The sequence below is a fragment of the Fusobacterium ulcerans genome (genome assembly GCF_003019675.1).
Lineage (GTDB): Bacteria > Fusobacteriota > Fusobacteriia > Fusobacteriales > Fusobacteriaceae > Fusobacterium_A > Fusobacterium_A ulcerans.
In genome coordinates this window covers 1,662,161-1,680,122 of sequence record NZ_CP028105.1, presented here as the reverse complement: position 1 = coordinate 1,680,122, position 17,962 = coordinate 1,662,161, and the positions used below count along the sequence as shown (strand labels likewise).

Annotated in this window: 14 protein-coding genes; 1 reads left to right on the top strand and 13 read right to left on the bottom strand. The window is 30.5% G+C overall.

The annotated features are described in order from the left end of the window. Positions 1-146 precede the first annotated feature (146 nt). From C4N20_RS07845 to C4N20_RS07825, 5 genes are all read right to left on the bottom strand, one after another. Positions 147-1,289 (bottom strand): iron-containing alcohol dehydrogenase, encoded by a 1,143-nt coding sequence (locus C4N20_RS07845; RefSeq protein ID WP_005978776.1) that lies wholly within the window; start codon positions 1,287-1,289, stop codon positions 147-149. 188 nt (positions 1,290-1,477) lie between these two features. Then, a complete protein-coding gene (gene rplT / locus C4N20_RS07840; protein WP_005978774.1) occupies positions 1,478-1,828 on the bottom strand; it encodes a 50S ribosomal protein L20 in 351 nt (116 codons plus the stop codon). A gap of 45 nt (positions 1,829-1,873) precedes the next feature. After that, positions 1,874-2,080: a 50S ribosomal protein L35 gene (gene rpmI, locus C4N20_RS07835; RefSeq protein WP_005949770.1), complete on the bottom strand. Its 207-nt coding sequence runs from the start codon at positions 2,078-2,080 to the stop codon at positions 1,874-1,876. 42 nt (positions 2,081-2,122) lie between these two features. After that, positions 2,123-2,632, bottom strand: coding sequence for a translation initiation factor IF-3 (infC, locus tag C4N20_RS07830; protein ID WP_227371443.1), 510 nt, complete (start codon positions 2,630-2,632; stop codon positions 2,123-2,125). A 237-nt stretch (positions 2,633-2,869) separates the two neighbouring features. After that, positions 2,870-3,565 (bottom strand): B3/B4 domain-containing protein, encoded by a 696-nt coding sequence (locus C4N20_RS07825; protein WP_005978771.1) that lies wholly within the window; start codon positions 3,563-3,565, stop codon positions 2,870-2,872. A gap of 131 nt (positions 3,566-3,696) precedes the next feature. Between C4N20_RS07825 and C4N20_RS07820 the strand changes: the two genes are divergently transcribed. Next, positions 3,697-4,158: a GNAT family N-acetyltransferase gene (locus tag C4N20_RS07820; RefSeq protein WP_005978770.1), complete on the top strand. Its 462-nt coding sequence runs from the start codon at positions 3,697-3,699 to the stop codon at positions 4,156-4,158. 81 nt (positions 4,159-4,239) lie between these two features. On the opposite strand, the gene C4N20_RS07815 is transcribed toward C4N20_RS07820, so the two are convergent. From C4N20_RS07815 to C4N20_RS07785, 8 genes are all read right to left on the bottom strand, one after another. Next, entirely contained in the window at positions 4,240-4,572 is a 333-nt protein-coding gene (locus C4N20_RS07815; RefSeq protein WP_005978768.1) for a hypothetical protein, read from the bottom strand. 191 nt (positions 4,573-4,763) lie between these two features. Continuing rightward, positions 4,764-4,940: a hypothetical protein gene (locus C4N20_RS16495; protein ID WP_167537213.1), complete on the bottom strand. Its 177-nt coding sequence runs from the start codon at positions 4,938-4,940 to the stop codon at positions 4,764-4,766. 385 nt (positions 4,941-5,325) lie between these two features. Next, on the bottom strand, positions 5,326-5,616 hold the full coding sequence (locus tag C4N20_RS07810; protein ID WP_005978765.1) for an HU family DNA-binding protein: 291 nt from the start codon (positions 5,614-5,616) through the stop codon (positions 5,326-5,328). Between the two features lie 5 nt (positions 5,617-5,621). Further along, positions 5,622-5,822 (bottom strand): hypothetical protein, encoded by a 201-nt coding sequence (locus C4N20_RS07805; protein WP_005978763.1) that lies wholly within the window; start codon positions 5,820-5,822, stop codon positions 5,622-5,624. A gap of 9 nt (positions 5,823-5,831) precedes the next feature. After that, positions 5,832-6,185, bottom strand: coding sequence for a hypothetical protein (locus C4N20_RS07800; protein ID WP_005978761.1), 354 nt, complete (start codon positions 6,183-6,185; stop codon positions 5,832-5,834). A 332-nt stretch (positions 6,186-6,517) separates the two neighbouring features. Beyond that, positions 6,518-6,838: a hypothetical protein gene (locus tag C4N20_RS07795; RefSeq protein WP_005978759.1), complete on the bottom strand. Its 321-nt coding sequence runs from the start codon at positions 6,836-6,838 to the stop codon at positions 6,518-6,520. Positions 6,839-6,922: 84 nt separating this feature from the next. After that, positions 6,923-16,951, bottom strand: coding sequence for an autotransporter-associated N-terminal domain-containing protein (locus C4N20_RS07790; protein WP_005978758.1), 10,029 nt, complete (start codon positions 16,949-16,951; stop codon positions 6,923-6,925). Positions 16,952-16,964: 13 nt separating this feature from the next. Further along, the gene (locus C4N20_RS07785; RefSeq protein WP_005978756.1) at positions 16,965-17,504 is read right to left on the bottom strand and encodes a hypothetical protein; all 540 of its coding nucleotides are present in this window, start codon (positions 17,502-17,504) and stop codon (positions 16,965-16,967) included. Positions 17,505-17,962: the final 458 nt, after the last annotated feature.

Genomic DNA, 17,962 nt, shown 5'->3' with positions numbered 1-17,962 from the left:
TTATTCTGTATGATGTGTTATTCTACACCAATGATAAAATTCCTGTTAAAAATACTTAAGATTTTCACTGAATTATAAAAAACACTAAAGGAATTTTCTCCTCTAGTGTTTTTTAATTTAAATATTATTTGGTGGAAAGATTTTTATTAAGATATTTTTTTGAATAACTCTACAAGTTTTTCTTTATCAAAGAATACTGGGTTTGCTCCAGCACAAGCATCCTTCATAGCATTTTCAGCTAATAGTTCAAAGTCTGGGTTGTCTACTCCTACTTCTTTTAGTGATTTAGGTATTCCAACTTCTTCAGAAAGTGCTTTTATTCTACCAATTACATAGTCTACACATTCTTTATCAGTTTTATCAGCTGCATCATAACCAATAGTTTGAGCTATTACTCTGAATTTTTCAGGAGCATTTTTAGCATTTTCTTCTTCTACTATTGGAAGAAGCATAGCATTACATACACCATGAGGAAGGTCATACAATCCTCCAAGTTGGTGTGCCATTGCATGTACATTTCCAAGTCCAGCATTACTGAATGCTATTCCATTTAAGAAACAAGAGTAGCACATTTGCTCTCTTGCTTCTATATCACTTCCATCTTTTACTGCTCTTGGAAGATAATCAAAAATTTCTTTTATAGCATATAGAGCTGTACAATCAGTAACATCCATAGCTCCTTTAGCTACTACTGCTTCTATTGCATGAGTTAAAGCATCCATTCCTGTTGCTGCTGTAAGAGGAGCTGGCTTGCTCATCATAAGCTCAGGATCATTTACTGTTATTGCTGCAAGAGAGTTTGTATCTACCATAATCATTTTTACATGTCTCTCTTCATCTGTTATTACATAGTTAATAGTTACTTCAGCAGATGTTCCAGCTGTAGTAGTTATAGCTATTATAGGAAGTGATTTGTTTTTAGTTTTGTTCACTCCTTCATAATCTTTTATATTTCCTCCATTAGTTGCAAGTACAGCAATAGCTTTTCCACAGTCTTGAGGTGATCCTCCTCCAATACTTACAACAAGGTCACATTTTTCATCAGTTAATATTCTATATCCATCTTCCACATTTTTTACTGTAGGATTTGGTTTAGGTTCATCATAAACAACAAAATCTACTCCTGCTCCCTTTAATATATCAGTAACTTTTTTTACAGTTCCATTCCCCATAAGAAACTTATCACTTACAACTAAAGCTTTTTTACATCCCATTGTTGATAATGGCTGTTTAAGCTCAGCAAGACATCCTCTTCCTAATAGATTAATTGGTGGTATGTAGTAAATCATTTTATCCCCCTTCTTATATTTTTATTCGTATATTCGTACATAATTCTTATATACGTATTCATGTTTTAATCTTAACATAAAAAAATACAAGTTGTCAAATACTTTCTAAAAATAGATATAAAAAAATTTCAAAAAATAAAAAAAGAGAGTATCAAAAATACTCCCTTATACTCTCATAATTTTATTAATTATAGAGCAGCTTTTGCAGTTTCAGCTAATTTAGTGAATTCAGCTGCATTGTTTAAAGCGATATCTGCTAAAACTTTTCTGTCTAATACGATTCCAGCTCTTTTTAATCCATTGATTAAAGTTGAATAAGTTAATCCATTGATTCTAGCTGCTGAGTTGATTCTGATGATCCAAAGTGATCTCATTCTTCTTTTGTTAACTTTTCTATCTCTTGTTGAGTAAGCTGCTGCTTTCATTGTAGCTTGTTTAGCTTGTTTTATAACGTCACCAGACGCTCCTCTGAATCCTTTTGCAGCTTGTAATATTTTTTTATGCTTTCTTCTTCTAACTATACCAGTCTTAACTCTCATTGTTTTTTCCTCCTAAATATAAATCTCAATAATTTGAATTGTTTATTATCTTCCTACTCCGTATGGTAGTAACCCTTGCATATGTTTCTTTAAAGTGTCAGTAACTACTAAATCTTTCTTTAGGCTATTTTTTCTTTTTCTATCTTTTTTAGTTAAGATATGGCTTTTTCCAGAATGTTTAACTATAAATTTCCCAGTCCCTGTTACTTTAATTCTCTTTTTTGCTCCTCTGTGAGTCTTCATTTTTGGCATAATAATACCCTCCTCTCGAATATATAAATATTAATATAATTATTAACTCTTTTTAGGTGTTAATATAATGTGTTTCTGCTTTTCGTTATATTTTTTATCTGCATCTGCAACTTCAGCAAACTTTTCTGCAATCTCATTTAGAGTATCTATACCAAGTGTAGCATGCATTCTTTCTCTTCCAAATAAAACTAAAGTAACTTTTACTTTATTTTCTTTAGATAAGAATTTTTCAATTTGACCCATTTTAGTTTCTAAGTCATGAGTATCTATTCTAGCAGTAACTTTTACTTCTTTTATTACTACTTGTTTTTGATTTTTCTTAGCTTCTTTAGCTTTTCTTGTTTGTTCATATCTGTATTTTCCGAAGTCCATTATTTTACATACTGGTGGCTTCGCAGTAGGTGAAATCTCAACTAGATCTAAATCTTCCTGTCTTGCTAATTCCAATGCTTCATTAGCTGACATAACTCCTAATTGTTCACCTGTCGAAGAGATAATTCTAAATTCTCTCCCTTTAATTTTTTCGTTGATTCTAATTTTTTCAGAAATAATTCAACACCTCCATTTAGTTACACAATAAAAAAAACAGGACAATACTACGCCCTGTTATTACTCCTAAAATTGAAATATAGAGGATTAAAATCTCGTACTCTATTAAATCTTTTTTTATACCTAATGTAAGCCCTAAGACCCAAAAGGTGAGAAACAGGCGTTTCTTCTTTATCCAACTTTTATTTAGTTCCTTTATTATTATATCAGAAACATAAATAAAGTCAAGCTTTTTTTATATTATCCTATTTCACACACAGGATTATTTTTATCTATTATAGTCGCTTTACACTGTCCTCCTAATTCTTGAAGCACAAGCTCTTCTAATTCACTGACTATTTTTTTAAATTCCTCTTTTCTATTTTCATCTATTAATTCCATATAAAGAAGAGCATTTTTAGTATTTTCAGTTATTTTAGTTCTGTCAGCTTCTCTCCAGAGCCACCCTCTCACCACTGCTCCCTTATCATCTCTATATATAAGTTCATCTTCTTTAGGAGGCTTATTCTGCTCTTTGCCTAAAGGAATAAATTCCTCATCTCCTTTAGCAAAACACAATACCATATCCCCTTCTATTTTGTCCAGATCCTCTCCCCCACATGTAACGAGATTTTTCAAACATATTACATTATATATATCTACAAGAGGATTTATTGTTCCTAATATATGTCCCTTTGCAATTCTCGAAGCCATTGCATCAATTGAAGCTTTAGCTCCTTTTTTAGTTTTAAATTTTTTCATAGCAAGGCTGTATTCTTTTATATACCCCTCTGCCTCATCACCAGAAGCTAATCTTTCACAAAGAGATTTACATACAGATTCCAGCATATCTGCTTTTCCAGTTCCACTGTTATCAACATTTTTAAAAGACAATACTCCTATTTCTAAATTGGGAAACATTTCAAATACATTCTCTTCAATAACAAATCTCTTCATTTCTTCCTCCTGTTTTCTATAATAATTAAACTATATCATAAAAAAAATAAAAAACCTATTTTTTCATTAAACTTATAGACTTTGAAATCCTTTTGCGTTAAAATATCATAAACACATTCAGGAGGGAAAAAATGGAAATAGATATCAAATTGGCTTATGATGATTTAGAAAATGTAAAACTTCTTTTTAATGAGTATACTGCTATGCTTGGAGTCAACCTTGCTTTTCAGGGATATGATGCTGAAATCAAAAATCTTCCTGGAAAATATGCTATGCCCTCTGGAAGATTATACATTGCATATTGTGGCAACAAAGCTGCTGGTTGTATAGCTTTAAGAAAATTTGGAGAAGATGGCTGCGAAATGAAAAGACTTTTTGTCAGACCTGAATACAGACATCTCAAAATAGGAAAAAAATTAGTAGATAAAATAATAACAGATGCTCATGAATTAAAATATAAACATATGGTATTAGATACTCTTTCAAATTTACACGGAGCTGTTGCTCTTTATAAAAAATCTGGTTTTCATGAAGTTGAAGCTTATTATGAGAATCCTTTAGATAATGTATTGTATTTTAAATTAGATCTTTAACAAAAATGGCTGCCAGTTGACAGCCATTTTTTAATTCTTCCTTTGTTAGTATTATTTTTATATCTTTTTCCTTACTTTATGCTATATGTAAAAAATACTTGTTATTCCTTTCTTTTGAATCTCTTTATAGACCCTTTTTAACAGCATTTTTTCTTCTTTTGTATATTTATTTTTACTCAATTCTTCACTTATTAATTTAAGAAGTAGATTATCTTCTATTATCCTTTCATTTATTTCGAATTTATTATATTTTTTAAATAAATATATAATTATTTCTCTATTGGTTTTAAATTTAGTTTTTAATTTTTTAATTCCTTTTTGAATTATTTCAAATTCTTTATCAGTAACTCTTACCCCTAGAATAGTTTTATTTTTACTTCCACTTCCTAAAGGCCTTCCCTTTTTTCGTTCCATAAGGTTCCTTTTTCCTCCTTTGGTAGTGATACTAAATACTTTATTTTCTTCACTTAAAAAATTTTTAAAGTTTTTTCTACATTTCGTTTTTCCATTAAAAGAATTTCAATTCCATTGTTATTTTTTTAAACTTTCATATACTTTATCAAACTTTTCTCTTATTTAAACACTCCTCTTAATTAATTTTTCTCTCATTTTTCTAAATAGATCTTTCTATTATTTTTTATTTCTACAATAAATTCTCCTATTTTAGAAAAATATTGACTAATTTCTTCTTTTGTTTCTTCATTATATATTTCTTTTCTGAAAATAATCTCATTGGAATAAAAAGATTCTTTTATAATGTAATTTTTTATATGCTTTTCCATAGAATCTTCCCCTACCCACATTTCCATATTATTTATATTTAACCTTTTTAACCCTAAAATTTCATACACTGCTTTATGTCTTTCTTCTCTGTTTTTTTCTTTTATAGAGATATTTCATTTTATAATTATTCTAGTAAAATCCTTATATATTTTCATATTTAATGGGAATTAATTCATTTAACCTAATTTAAAGTATTATTTGCTATAAATGTTTGTTTTCTAATAAAGTTTTCTATTTTTCCAATTAAATATAAAAATTTATTTTTACAACATTCATCACATAATTTTGCTTCTTTATAACCTTATTTTTACTACATACTCACTATAGGAAATTTTAAACTGGGTATATACAAGTTCCTCCATGGACTTTTTGAATAAAAAAATTTTATTCTTCCTCTATTATATTAAATCTTTTCTTAAGAAGTTTTCCCTGCTTAAATATTATTTTCTTACATGCTGGTATTCTTTCTGCTTTCTTTGTTTTTGGATTATTAAATATCTTTGCTTTCCTTTCTTTTACTTCAAAGCTTCCCCAGCCTTTAAAAATAACTTTTTTTTCTTCTTTTAAAATATCTAATAATGTTTCCCAAAAAATCTCTACTCTTTCTTTAGCTATCTTCAAATTTTTTAATTCCCTAACTCTTTTATATTCTCTTATAAATTCTGTTTCTTTCATGATTTCTATCCTTTCATTTCATTTTCATCTCTTAATGCAAGTTTAAATAACTCTATTAATATTTGAGTATTATTCCTTTTTTGACCATTAATATGACTTAATTTTTTTATTTTCTTTTGTATAAAAATATATTCTTCTTTGATAAAATGACATCCATATAAACGATATTTTTGTAATTTTTTCTTTTTTTCTTTTCTTCCTTCCATATCCTTCCTTTACATAATTGCCTGATAAATATTTATTATTTCTTCTTTTTCTTCAATTTCCCTCTTTATTTTTTGTTTTTCTTCTTTACATTTTTTTAATAATTCTTTATAGTCTTCTTGATAATATCTATATGGTTCCACTTCAGTTATATATTTTTCTATTGCTAATAGCTCCTGATATTTTTCTCTTGAAGATATTAGTGCTTTATCTATTGCTACTTCCCTTTGATTATCCACAGTTCCTTCTTTAACCTCTAGTTGATGAAAATTAGCTTCAAGTTGTTTTAATGTTGAAAATACATCTGTTGATGAATATGATGCTGCTGTTATTATTAAAAAGCATCCTATTAGGATTTTTCTCATAACTCCACCTCTATTTTTTCTTTTAATGGTATATATTCTTTCACTACATTATTTATCTCATAATTTTTAACTACTTCATTTATTACTTTTTTTCTCTAAGTTTTTGATTAAATAAAGTTTTCTGTATCTCTACTACATTTTTATCTTTTAATGATTCTCTATTTATTTTAAATTTATTTTTTAATTTTCTAAGCTCTTTTTAAATGATTTTAAATTCTTCATCAGTGATTCTTATACCTAAAATAATCTTATTTTTATTCCTGCTTCTAAAAGATCCTCCTATTCTTTTAATCTTTTCACTCATATTTCCCATCTTCCAAATTAGCTCAAGGTTATTTTATGGCCTTTACTGCTTTAAATTTTTTATGACATATTGGAACATTTATCAAATCACTGAAAACTCTTTTTTTCATGTCCAATATTAATTCATTATCCTGAATTATTGCTTCTACTATTAAAAACTTATCACTTTTTTTATCATAATTTATTATTGCATATTTTCTTCCATTTAATTCTAGAATTTCATAATTTCGATACCATTCTGGTTTATGATATCTTCCATTTACTTTCCAATAGTGATAACTTCCTATAGACAGTGTTACAATAATCCAAAATAAGAAAAAGCTTTTTAAATAATTTTTAAATTTATCCATTATTTTTTCTTCCTTTTAATTTCTTTTGAAAATATTAGACTACCCTCATTCAAAGGCAGTCTAATATTTTAATAATCAATTTAATTAAAATTTGTAATTGAATCTTACTCCATATTTGATTGATGAATCTTCTTTATTGCTTTCATCTGCTGCTTCTACTTCAAATGTTACTCCCATGTGGTTGGCTTTTTCTACTGTAAGTCCAATTTTTCCTGTTAGTTTTCCTTCTCTTTCTTCTGGAGTGATCAGGCTGTAATATCCTTCCTCTCCATTTTTAAGTCTTGCTTTGTTTCCATCATAGTTGTCTCCAAATTCATATGCATATTTTACATCTGCTGTTACTTTTACTGAGATATCATTTCCTGCATAGATTCTTTGAGATGCCTTCACTCCAGCTCCTGCCTGTGCGCTTAGATAATCATTATCTTTAATCTGCACTTCAAGTCCGCCTTTGCTTCCAGCGCTTTCTTTAAAGTCATCTATTTTTCCATACTCTAAGTCTAAATCAGCATATACATCCAACTGTCTAGACAGATCTGTATAGATAACCTTTGTAAGTCTGTTGTCAAGTGCTACAGAGTAAGTATTGTACTCTCCCTTATTTTCAAATGTTTCTTGAAGGTTAAGTTTTCTCTTAGCAATATGTCTGTTATATCCAAGTTCTATTCTTGACAGCCATGATACTTTATATTCATCACTCAGATTTTTAACTCTATGTGCTCCTACTCTTAATGAGTATACATCCTCTTTTGATCCGCCATCATCAAAGTCAAACTTAGATCCTGCAAATCCTAATGTATATCCATATTTGCTTCCATATTCTGTTCCTTCTTTTTCCTTCATATACAGAAGTCCCATTACTTTGTAATCGTAGTCATCTATTCCTAAAGTAGAATCTTTGTAGTTTCCATCAGTATAGATAACACTGTATTTACTGCTGTCTTTAGTTAAATTATATGATGATTCCAGTTCATAGAAAGAGTTGTCAAACGCTCTATTAATATCCTGCATTCTTTCTTGAATAGTTGCATAGATATCTCCCCTAAACTCTGCTAATTTTCTAGAAGCCTCCTCTCCAAATTGGTCTCCACTAAACTTATTAAGATATACATTTAAATTTTTTAATATATCTGCATCTCTACCTATTCCATTGCTGTTAGTTAGAATATTATCCAGCCCTTTATCTAACGTATCAAACTGCTTTCCTATTGTAATATCCGCATATGGTCTTTTTACAATAATAAGGTTCCCTTTATCTGTAACTTTAGCAATAAATAAAGGTGATGTTACAGGAGTAAGTTTAGTTCCTGTTATTGTTTCCATTGCTGTATTTACAAAACCTTCTATTTCATAAGAAATTCCATTGCCTGTTAGTGCAAAATTTGGAAGTATATTTACTTCCCCGCTTACACTATTTGCATTAAATAAAGGTGTTCCAGTTGTTACATCTACATATGCTCCATCTACTATTATATTTCCTCCTGTAGAAAGAGTTCCTCCAATTGAAGTGTAATTTCCATTGATTTTGATAGTCCCATCTGGTTTAATTTCCACAGCTCCTATTTGGGCTGTAGCCAAACTTCCTGCTTCTGTTGCTACACCACCATTTACTATAATATGTCCAGCATTTACTGTATTTCCAATTCCTTCTATTCCTATTCCATTATTTACTATAATAGTTCCTGTATTAGCAAATGTTGCTCCGTTTCCTACAAGCATTCCAACACCTTCATTGACAGTTATTGTTCCAGCATTTTCTATTCTTGCTCCTAAATAAGCTGCCATACCTACCGTTGTTGCTCCACATGCAGCAAGGCTTCCTCCAAGATTAATGTTACCTCCTACAGCATTTACAGCTACTGCCCCATCTCTTACAAGTATTCCTACTGCTCCATTATCTACATTGATAGTTCCTGTATTTGTGAATCTTGTTTCTGTTCCTTCTCCATATACTCCTACTGAGTGATCATGGTTTACAGTTATCGTTCCAGAACTTGTTGCTGTTGTTCCTCCCAATAAATATATTCCTATAGAATTTAAATGCTCATCAGCTTTATTGTGGTTTGATGAAGGTCCTAAATCAGTAGCTCCTACAATTATATTTCCAGTATTTGTTACTGTATTATTTCCATTTGAATAAATTCCTACTGATGACATTCCAAGATTCATATCAGCATTGTTATTTATTGCAGCTGATTGACCTGCACTTTGATTTAGGAAGATTCCATATCCACTGTCTCCTACAGACCAATTTCCTGCTGATGTTGAAATTGTTCCTATTCCATTGGTTTTATAAATTCCTACTGATGCTGTTGAAACTTTATTTGCTATTGTCATAGCTCCTGTATATGTCACATTTCCATTACCTTCACTAGCAATACCAATACTTGTATTTGTGCCAATACTCATATTTCCTTTTACCATTGAGTTCATTCCAATAGCGTATACTCCTATTGCATTATCTGTTCCGACTGTAATATTTGACATATTAGCAGATATAGTTCCTCCAGTTCCTTCACCATAGATTCCCAGCCCCTCTTTTCCAACAGTCATTGTTTGGGCTCCAGTTCCTTGAGTAATCACACTTCCGGCTATCATTTCTTTTCCAAAAACACCTATACTGTAATCTCCTGCCGTAATATTTCCACTTCCTATATATGAACCTCTATTTAAAGAAACTCCTATTGATGATGTTGATTTATTTATACCTGATGAAGAGTCTTCAACTGTTACATTTCCATTTACTGCAATTATACTGTCTTCTCCATATACCCCAATATTATTATCTCCTCTATTTATAGACACAGTACCTGCTACAGTAAGATTAGAGTTCCCTTTAGCCATTATACCTACTTGATCCGCTGTCCCTAAACCTCCAATAGAAATTCCTCCAGCTGTTGTTCCTGTTGAGTTGTTTAATACCATACCAATAGTATAGTTTCCTGTCTGAGTTATTACTGGAGCAGTTCCAAGTGCTGCTACTCCATCATAATAAACTCCCATAGAATATTTAGATGATGTTCCTGTCTGTACTGTTATTGTTGTTGTTCCAAATACTGGAGCAGCTCCTTTTACATATGCTCCTATACCGCCATTTTGAACTGTTATTGTTGAGGCTCCCATAGCATTAATAGTTCCACCCTCAGCTACTATTCCTATTTGATCATTAGCTGTAATATTTCCACTAAAATTCAATGTAGCATCCTTAGAATACATATATATTCCTTCTGTACCAACTGTAATATTAGCAGTATTTGAAACTGTTATAGTTGTTCCTGCTCCTTGGGCATATACTCCTATACCTTTAGCACCTGTAGTAATTACAGCTGTTCCTGCAAGAGTCATATTAGCTCCATTTTGTGTTACTACTCCTATTGCACTCTTAGATGTACTTCCATTTCCTACTGTTATTGTTCCATCTATTGTTGAAGTTGCTGTTCCTGTTACAAATGTTCCTACACTTTCATTTCCTAAAATAACTGTTCCTATATTAATATTTCCTGCTGTTCCTTCAAGAACCACTCCTGTATTTCTTGAACCTGTCGAAGTTATATTGTTTACAGCAAGTCCAGCAGTAGAGCCTTTAATATATACTCCTATTCCATCTGTTCCTGTCATAGTCATATTATTATTTTGTACAGAAGTAAGTATTCCATTATTAGCTGAGTATATCCCTATTCCATTGCTTCCTACATTAATACTTCCTGTATTTACTACATCTGCAATATCTGTATAGATTCCTATTGATGGAGTACTTGCAATTGACACCCCAGATGCATTGATAGTTCCAGTATTGTTTATTGTTACTGGAAATGCAGGATTAGTTGTTCCTTTTACTGCTGCAAGACCTATTCCCCCTGATACAATTGTTATTGTTCCACCTGTATTTATTATGCTTTGGGCTCCTGTCATTGCTGAATCATATGTTCCAAGCATTCCAGTAGCACCTTCTCCTATGTTTAAGTTTCCTGTAGAGTTAAGACTTCCATTTGCACTTGCTGTAAGTGTTCCTGACCCTGTTACAGTTATATTATTTCCAAAGTTAAGAATTCCTCCGTTATTGAATACTCCTATTCCACCATTAGCTAAGAAATTAAAAGAAAGATTTCCTGTTATTCCAAGATTAGCAGTTCCACCATTTACATATATTCCTGTTCCTTTATTAATATTTATAGTTGAATTTTCTGTTGTAAGACTATTTCCTTTATTTACATAAATACCTACTCCATCTTCAGTAGTTACAACTCCATTATGTTTAAGAACTTTTACTCCTGAACCAGACTTTGTACTATCTTCTAAATATATTCCTACTCCATTTTTAGCATTTACACTTACATCACTCAATGAATAAGTTCCAGCAGCATTTAAAAGAATTCCTATTGAAGTTTCTTCATTTCCTGCTCCTAAATGTGATTCTGGAATGCTTACTCCTGTTTCTATAACTGCTCCATTAAATGTTACTGTATCATTGAGAAGGAATGCTCCAACAGAGCCCTGTCCTGTTTTAATATTTCCTGATATTACTGAAGTTCCTGCTGCTGCAACTCCTACTGCTCCTGCTTCAGAAACATTTACTGTAAAATCAATATTTGCATTTTCTCCAAATACTCCGACTCCTCCTGAAGCTATATTTAAAGTACCTGTATTAGTTATAGTTCCAGCTGTTGTATCTTTCAGATAGATTCCAACTGCATCTGATGTGATACTTCCTCCAGCTCCATTAAAGCTGTTTCCTGAACCATCTACATATACTCCTGTACCTGTTCCAGAAACTGTTATACTTCCTGTATTCTTTCCAGAACTTGTTCCGCTTCCTGCTATATACATTCCAAGATTAGCCCCTGCTTTTATTTCTCCTGTATTTTCTATTGAAGCTGCATCTCCTGTTGCATCAGTCTTAGCTACCATTCCTGCTGATGATGTTCCTGTTGCTCCACTTACATCAATAACTCCTCCATTTACTCCTTTTCCTTCACCAACATATATTCCTATATTATCTAATCCAGACATAGTTATATTTCCAGTTGAAGCTAGAATTGAATTTTCATCTACATATGAAGCTATATTATTTGAAGTACTAGATTCTATATTTTTAGTATTAACAAGATTTATTCCATCAGCTGTGTATATCCCTATACTTTTAGTTCCTGTAAGTTTAATATCAGCACTGTTTGTTATAGTTCCTGAACCAGTCCCCTTACTGTAGTATACTCCTATATTTTCAGTCCCTGATGTATTGTTTACAGTAATTAATCCTCCAGCTGCATAAGCACCATCAACAAGATACATTCCTGTTCCTTTTCCAGAGTTTGTATTAAGAATAAGTCCCATTGTACCTATCGTTACAGTTCCTCCGCTTCCATATACTCCTATTGCATCAGTTTTAGCTGCTACAGTTCCTGATACAGTTGACGCTCCATCAATAGACACTCCTGTAGTTTTATCTCCAGTTGCTGTTACATTTACATTTAAAGTATTATTTCTTTTAGAGTAAATTCCTGCTGCACCATTTAAAACCTCAAGATTTCCTGTACCATTAAATGTACTTCCAGTACCAGTATTTTCAATATATATTCCAACTGTTTTATTCCCTTCTGTTCCTGATATAGTTGGAGTAGTTGCTCCATCTACTGTTACTGTTATCCCTGCTCCTATTTCTACAGTAGAATCTTTTCCATATACATATATATTTTTATTTGTATTATCATTTCTAAAAGTTAGATTACTTCCGAAGTTCACTCTTGCATTTTCTGCAAAAACTCCTACACTTGATTCTCCATCAAATTCTATATCATTTCCAGTACCAAGTTCAGCTACTGCACCAGATTTTACATAAATACCAGTAGAACCATCTACCTTCAAATTAATTACTCCTGTATTTACAGCAGAGTTATTATTTCCTTCTGCATACATTCCTATTTGAGAGGAATCATTTACATTTATGATTCCACCTGTATTATTAAGAATATTAGCAGTTTTTGTGTACATACCTACTGCACCTGTTTTTCCAGATGTAAGATTGATAGTTCCTGAGTTTGTTCCTATATTAGATGAACTTCCTTTTACAAAAATACCTATTCCTTCTTTTCCTATATTTAAATCTCCAGAAGAAGTAATATTCATATTTTCTGCATAGATTGTTGTTCCTTTTACAAAGTCTGAAGCATTTATATTTAAATTTATATTTTTACTATCAGTTCCAGCTGCTGATCCCTTATAGAAAATACCTGTTTTTCCATTAATATCTGCTTCTGTACTAGATAAAGTAACACTGTTAGCTGTAATAGTTGATGTTCCATCTATTACTATTCCTATTCCATCTGTTCCAAGATTTAAAGTTCCAAGATTAGTAACCTCAGTTCCATTTTTAGCATAGATTCCTACTCCTTCATCTCCTACTGTTATATTTCCTTGATTTGAAATTGTAGTTTTATCTCCATAGATTCCTACAGCCGCATTTGAGATAGTTGAATCTCCCACTATTATAGATCCTGTATTTTCAACAAAAGTTCTTTCTTTTTCTACAGAAGCCCCATTATTTTCAGCATAAATACCTACTCCTGATTTTCCTTTTACGACAATACTTCCTCTATTATAGATTTCTAAAACTTTAGTAACTGCATCTCCAGCATCTGTTCCATAAGATTCAGGAGTATCTGGTGTTCCATCACCTTTTATTTTTGTTGCTAGTCCTACTATCCCCACTCCATTTACAGTATCAGAAGTTCCAATATTAATTTTTCCAGTATTTGTATTTTCTATTCTACTTCCATTTACTCCTAATGCTCCAATTCCCCCATCTGTTTCTATAAAATTATTATTTTTTATATGTCCATAACTTACATGTACTCCTGCTTCATTTCCACCTTTTATTTTTATTTCACCATTATTTGTATAACCAGAAGCATCATTTTTCCCATTAGTATTAGCAACCACATTTGATCCTAATACCAGTCCTCTTCCTTTATCAGAAATTATTTGAACTCCAGGATTAATGGTTACTTTTTCTCTTTCCATCACAATATCACTAAATACATCTGTTCCCTTAATATTTTCTGATGAACCATTATCCATATTCACATTTGTAGCTATTGTCATTGTTCCACCTTCAAGGTAGCTATTATACCAATAACCATTATCTAAAATAGATGCAACTTTAGGAACTGATGCTAAAGATGCCAGATAGCCTGCTTCTCCGTTCCAGATTATATTTTGATTTTTAAATACACCTAAATTAATCCCATTTTTTTGCAAACTTATTGTTACATTACCCATACCATTATATTTTGCTGAAGTTCCTACTGCATTTGCATAATCATTACTATTTCCAGTAAATACAGCTCCATCATACATTTTTATTTCTGTTGTTCCTGTAAAATTTATCTTTGAAGTATCATCTGCAAAGAAAGGAAGTTTCTGATTGTGATCCCCTACTTTAATATCTTTATGTTCAATGATTCCACCACCAAATTCTATATACCCACCTTTAAGACTAGCAAGTCCTCCATCAACACCAGTTCTTATGATATTATTTGTTCCCTTTAATAGAACTTTGGCATTTATTCCATTTGTAAAAGCTCCTAATCCATTTATTTCTGCATTTCCTGTTACTGTAATAGTTCCATTGGCAATAGCATATCCTCCAATGTTATTATATTTTTTATCTTCGCTAGCCACTCCATTATCTACAGCTACTATATTTGCATTAACATCTATACTACCATTATCTGCATAACCTATTATGGACCCATACCCATATCCTTCTGCATCTTTTTTTACAGTAACTTTTCCATCATTTTTTGCAAAAAATGCTATTCCTTCTTTGCTCATCATATTAAGCTTTTTATTTACTATTATTTCTGTTGATTTATTTTCAAGATTACTCCCAGTTAATGATGCTAATCCAGTTTCAGCAGCTGTCCATTTTCCTTCTGCATAAGCAATAATAGTTCCTAATCCAGCATCAGCTTCTAATGTATTTGTCCCGTTTACTCCATCAGAAAAATCAGTGGTCTTTACTCCTTCTATTTCTATAACAGTTCCGTTTTTAGCAAGAAACATAAACCCATTTTTAGAGTATTTTCCAAATTTTATATCAAATTGATCCATTATCAAATTATGAATAGGATCATTCTGAAAATAGGTTTTTTGAGGCGCTAATTTAGTAACATTAACTCCTACTCTTTGCCCAGAAATAGCATATACTCCAACATTTCCATCAACAGTTGTAGGTGTATATCCATCTTTTCCAAGTTGCCCTGATTCTTTTTGGACAGTACCTCCATTTGAATTTAGCTTTGTTCCAATATCGAAGTACAACTCAAAATATCCTTGATGAATTCCTACATCATATGCTGATATTTTTTTATTAAAAAATATTCCAACATTTTCATCTCCATACATTCCCATAGGTGCTGAAGAAGTTAGTTTAACATAAGGAACATAGGCTTCTATCGATCCTTCCCCTAATGTTCCTGCACCTGTTTTTCCAATATATTTAGATTTATCAGGAACCCATGTAAGAAATGAAAATCCTATATTAGAAGCTCCATTAAATACAACATTTCCTGTATTTTCTATTTTTAATCCACCAGCAAAATTTCTTACTGCATAAATACTATTTTTTTTAGTATCAACAGTAATATTAGCATTCCCTGCAAATTTTGTAGCATATTCACTCCCAACAAAACTTGCATCTTCTTGACCTGGCCTGCTTCCTTTCAAATGAAAAACTGTATTTTCATCTCTCAATACATTTATTGTTACATTTTTCATTGTAGTTTGCCCACCTCTAAAAGCTTCAGCATTTATAAAAGCAGCCATTCCATATAAATTAGCAGTCACATTTTCCAGATGAACATCTCCTACTAAATGAAAAGCTTCTGTTCCTTTAGCATAAGGACTGTATGATATTCCATTAACATCCCCTGCTACATAAAAAACTCCTCCAGTTATTGTATTTCCAGCCTTACCAGTCCATCTTCCATGATACGAATTAATTATACTTAAATGTCTACTGCTATAATTTCTTGATCCATCAAACCCTGCTGCGGCTGTGGCCTGTTTAGCTCCTGTATATCCTGCACCATTAAATATTGTTCCACTATTATCAGGTTTAACCCCTGACCAAAATGTTCCACTTGTAACATCAATATTGTCCCCTAATGCATACTGGCTATCACTATTTTCATCTGTATTAGCAGTGGGAGCACTTGGCCCTAACCATCCCCATGAAAAATCTGAAAATGGTTTCGCATCTGGTTCCACTATATTTAAAACCCTTTCTGGTTCTTTAGGGTTTGTTGTAATTATAGAATTAGGGGTCTTTACATTTAACGCTACATCAACTATTACAGGCTTTATATTAACAGTTGGTGTTATTAAAGTTGGAATTTCTATAGTTGGGGCTGTTATCGCTATTTGATTATTTTGAGTTAGAGATATAGAAATAGATAATGCTGTTGGTGCTGAAGGAATCTCTACTTTCGGGACTTTTACTTCTGGTATTTTTGTAATTGTAGGGGAAATTGTTTCTGGCAATATTCCCAAATTTACTGTCGGGCTTAAAATATTTATTGATATATTTGGATTAATTGATGGGAGTTTAGGCTCAATAGGTTTAATATTTGCTCCTACATCAATTGTTTCTTTAAACACTTCTGTATTGACAATAAATCCATTTCCAAATTCTAATTTATTTAAAGTTGTATTTTTAGAATAAAATTTTTCTGCTGCTTCTATAGTTTCTTTAAACTCTTTCTCTGTTCTATTTTTTCCTTTGCCATTATGTTCATAAGTAATGGGAAAAAATATTTGTGTACTCGGGAACAATCCCTTTGAATAAAAATTCCCTTTTCTTAAAAGTTCTATAAACTCTGAATTATAACTATTTATAAGCTTTTCATTCTCTATAATTTTTTTCTTTATCTCTTCTTTTTCTATTTGTATCTTAGTTAAAAGATCCTTTTTATTTTCATTTATTTCCTCTGTTGTTATTCCTGCACCTAAAGATATTCCTCCTGTTATTATAAAAGCAATTAATATTGATGTTGAATAACTTACTTTTCTTTTTAAAAATCTCTTTAGAGATTTTTCAATATCATCCTTTTTCATAAATTTTTTCCTCCTAATTTCTTTCCTTTACTTTTTCTTCCATCTTATTCAATCTATCCAAATATTCATTAAGTTTTCTATTTTCCATTAAAAGAATTTCAATTTCATTATTATTTTCTTTAAACTTTTCATATACTTTATCAAATTTATCTCCCAAAAAATCTCTATTTTCATTAGTTACAATTCCTAAAGATTTTTCCAAGTTTAATATTTCTTTCTCTTCTTCTCTTAAAAATGCCATTCTTTCTCTTCCTGTTTTGAAAGCTTCCTCTGCTGCTGCTATTCTTGCTTCTGGAATATTTTTACTTCTGAAGACTTTTTCTTCAAGAGATTCATTCATATCTCTTTCAATCTCTTTAATTATTTTCTTTCCTTTTTTTCTTTCTGTTTTTTCTGCTTCTTTAGTTGCTTTTTCTTTTTGTCTTTCTTCTTTTTGAATTTCTTTTCTTATCTGTTTAAGAACTTTTATTCCTTCTTTTTCACTTATTTCCTGTGAATAAAGGACTGTAGTTAAAAAAGTTAAAAAAATAAATCCAATAATAAACCTTTTCATTTTCCTTCATCTCCTTCAACAATAAAAGTACTAATAATCTTCTATAATATTTTAATTATAATATCATTATTTAATTTTAATTTTTTTATAATATTCAAAAATAAACATTATACTTACATTATTAGTTGCAATATTTCAAATTAACATCGAGATTATATCATAAAATATTATGTACATACAATAAAAAAATAAAGATATAAATAAAAATTACACACTTATTTTCTTTTATGAAAAATTACAGTTATTATTTTTTCAATTTATAGGCACGTATTTTTATATATCAAAAAATAAATTTTATATATTATTTTTTATTTTTCATTTAAATTTTAATACTTTTTATAATATTATATTTATTTTAAAACATTATTTTTATATTATAATCTATCTAACTATAAAGTATATATTAAGGAAATCTACATATTCTTTATCTTATATTTTCTAACTACATAAAACTTTCC

Bases quoted from the DNA above. Each gene is read 5' to 3' on its own strand.
- C4N20_RS07845 (WP_005978776.1), bottom strand. From the start codon at position 1,289: ATGATTTACTACATACCACCAATTAATCTATTAGGAAGAGGATGTCTT.
- rplT (WP_005978774.1), bottom strand. From the start codon at position 1,828: ATGAGAGTTAAGACTGGTATAGTTAGAAGAAGAAAGCATAAAAAAATA.
- rpmI (WP_005949770.1), bottom strand. From the start codon at position 2,080: ATGCCAAAAATGAAGACTCACAGAGGAGCAAAAAAGAGAATTAAAGTA.
- C4N20_RS07825 (WP_005978771.1), bottom strand. From the start codon at position 3,565: ATGAAGAGATTTGTTATTGAAGAGAATGTATTTGAAATGTTTCCCAAT.
- C4N20_RS07820 (WP_005978770.1), top strand. From the start codon at position 3,697: ATGGAAATAGATATCAAATTGGCTTATGATGATTTAGAAAATGTAAAA.
- C4N20_RS07815 (WP_005978768.1), bottom strand. From the start codon at position 4,572: ATGGAACGAAAAAAGGGAAGGCCTTTAGGAAGTGGAAGTAAAAATAAA.
- C4N20_RS16495 (WP_167537213.1), bottom strand. From the start codon at position 4,940: ATGGAAAAGCATATAAAAAATTACATTATAAAAGAATCTTTTTATTCC.
- C4N20_RS07810 (WP_005978765.1), bottom strand. From the start codon at position 5,616: ATGAAAGAAACAGAATTTATAAGAGAATATAAAAGAGTTAGGGAATTA.
- C4N20_RS07805 (WP_005978763.1), bottom strand. From the start codon at position 5,822: ATGGAAGGAAGAAAAGAAAAAAAGAAAAAATTACAAAAATATCGTTTA.
- C4N20_RS07800 (WP_005978761.1), bottom strand. From the start codon at position 6,185: ATGAGAAAAATCCTAATAGGATGCTTTTTAATAATAACAGCAGCATCA.
- C4N20_RS07795 (WP_005978759.1), bottom strand. From the start codon at position 6,838: ATGGATAAATTTAAAAATTATTTAAAAAGCTTTTTCTTATTTTGGATT.
- C4N20_RS07790 (WP_005978758.1), bottom strand. From the start codon at position 16,951: ATGAAAAAGGATGATATTGAAAAATCTCTAAAGAGATTTTTAAAAAGA.
- C4N20_RS07785 (WP_005978756.1), bottom strand. From the start codon at position 17,504: ATGAAAAGGTTTATTATTGGATTTATTTTTTTAACTTTTTTAACTACA.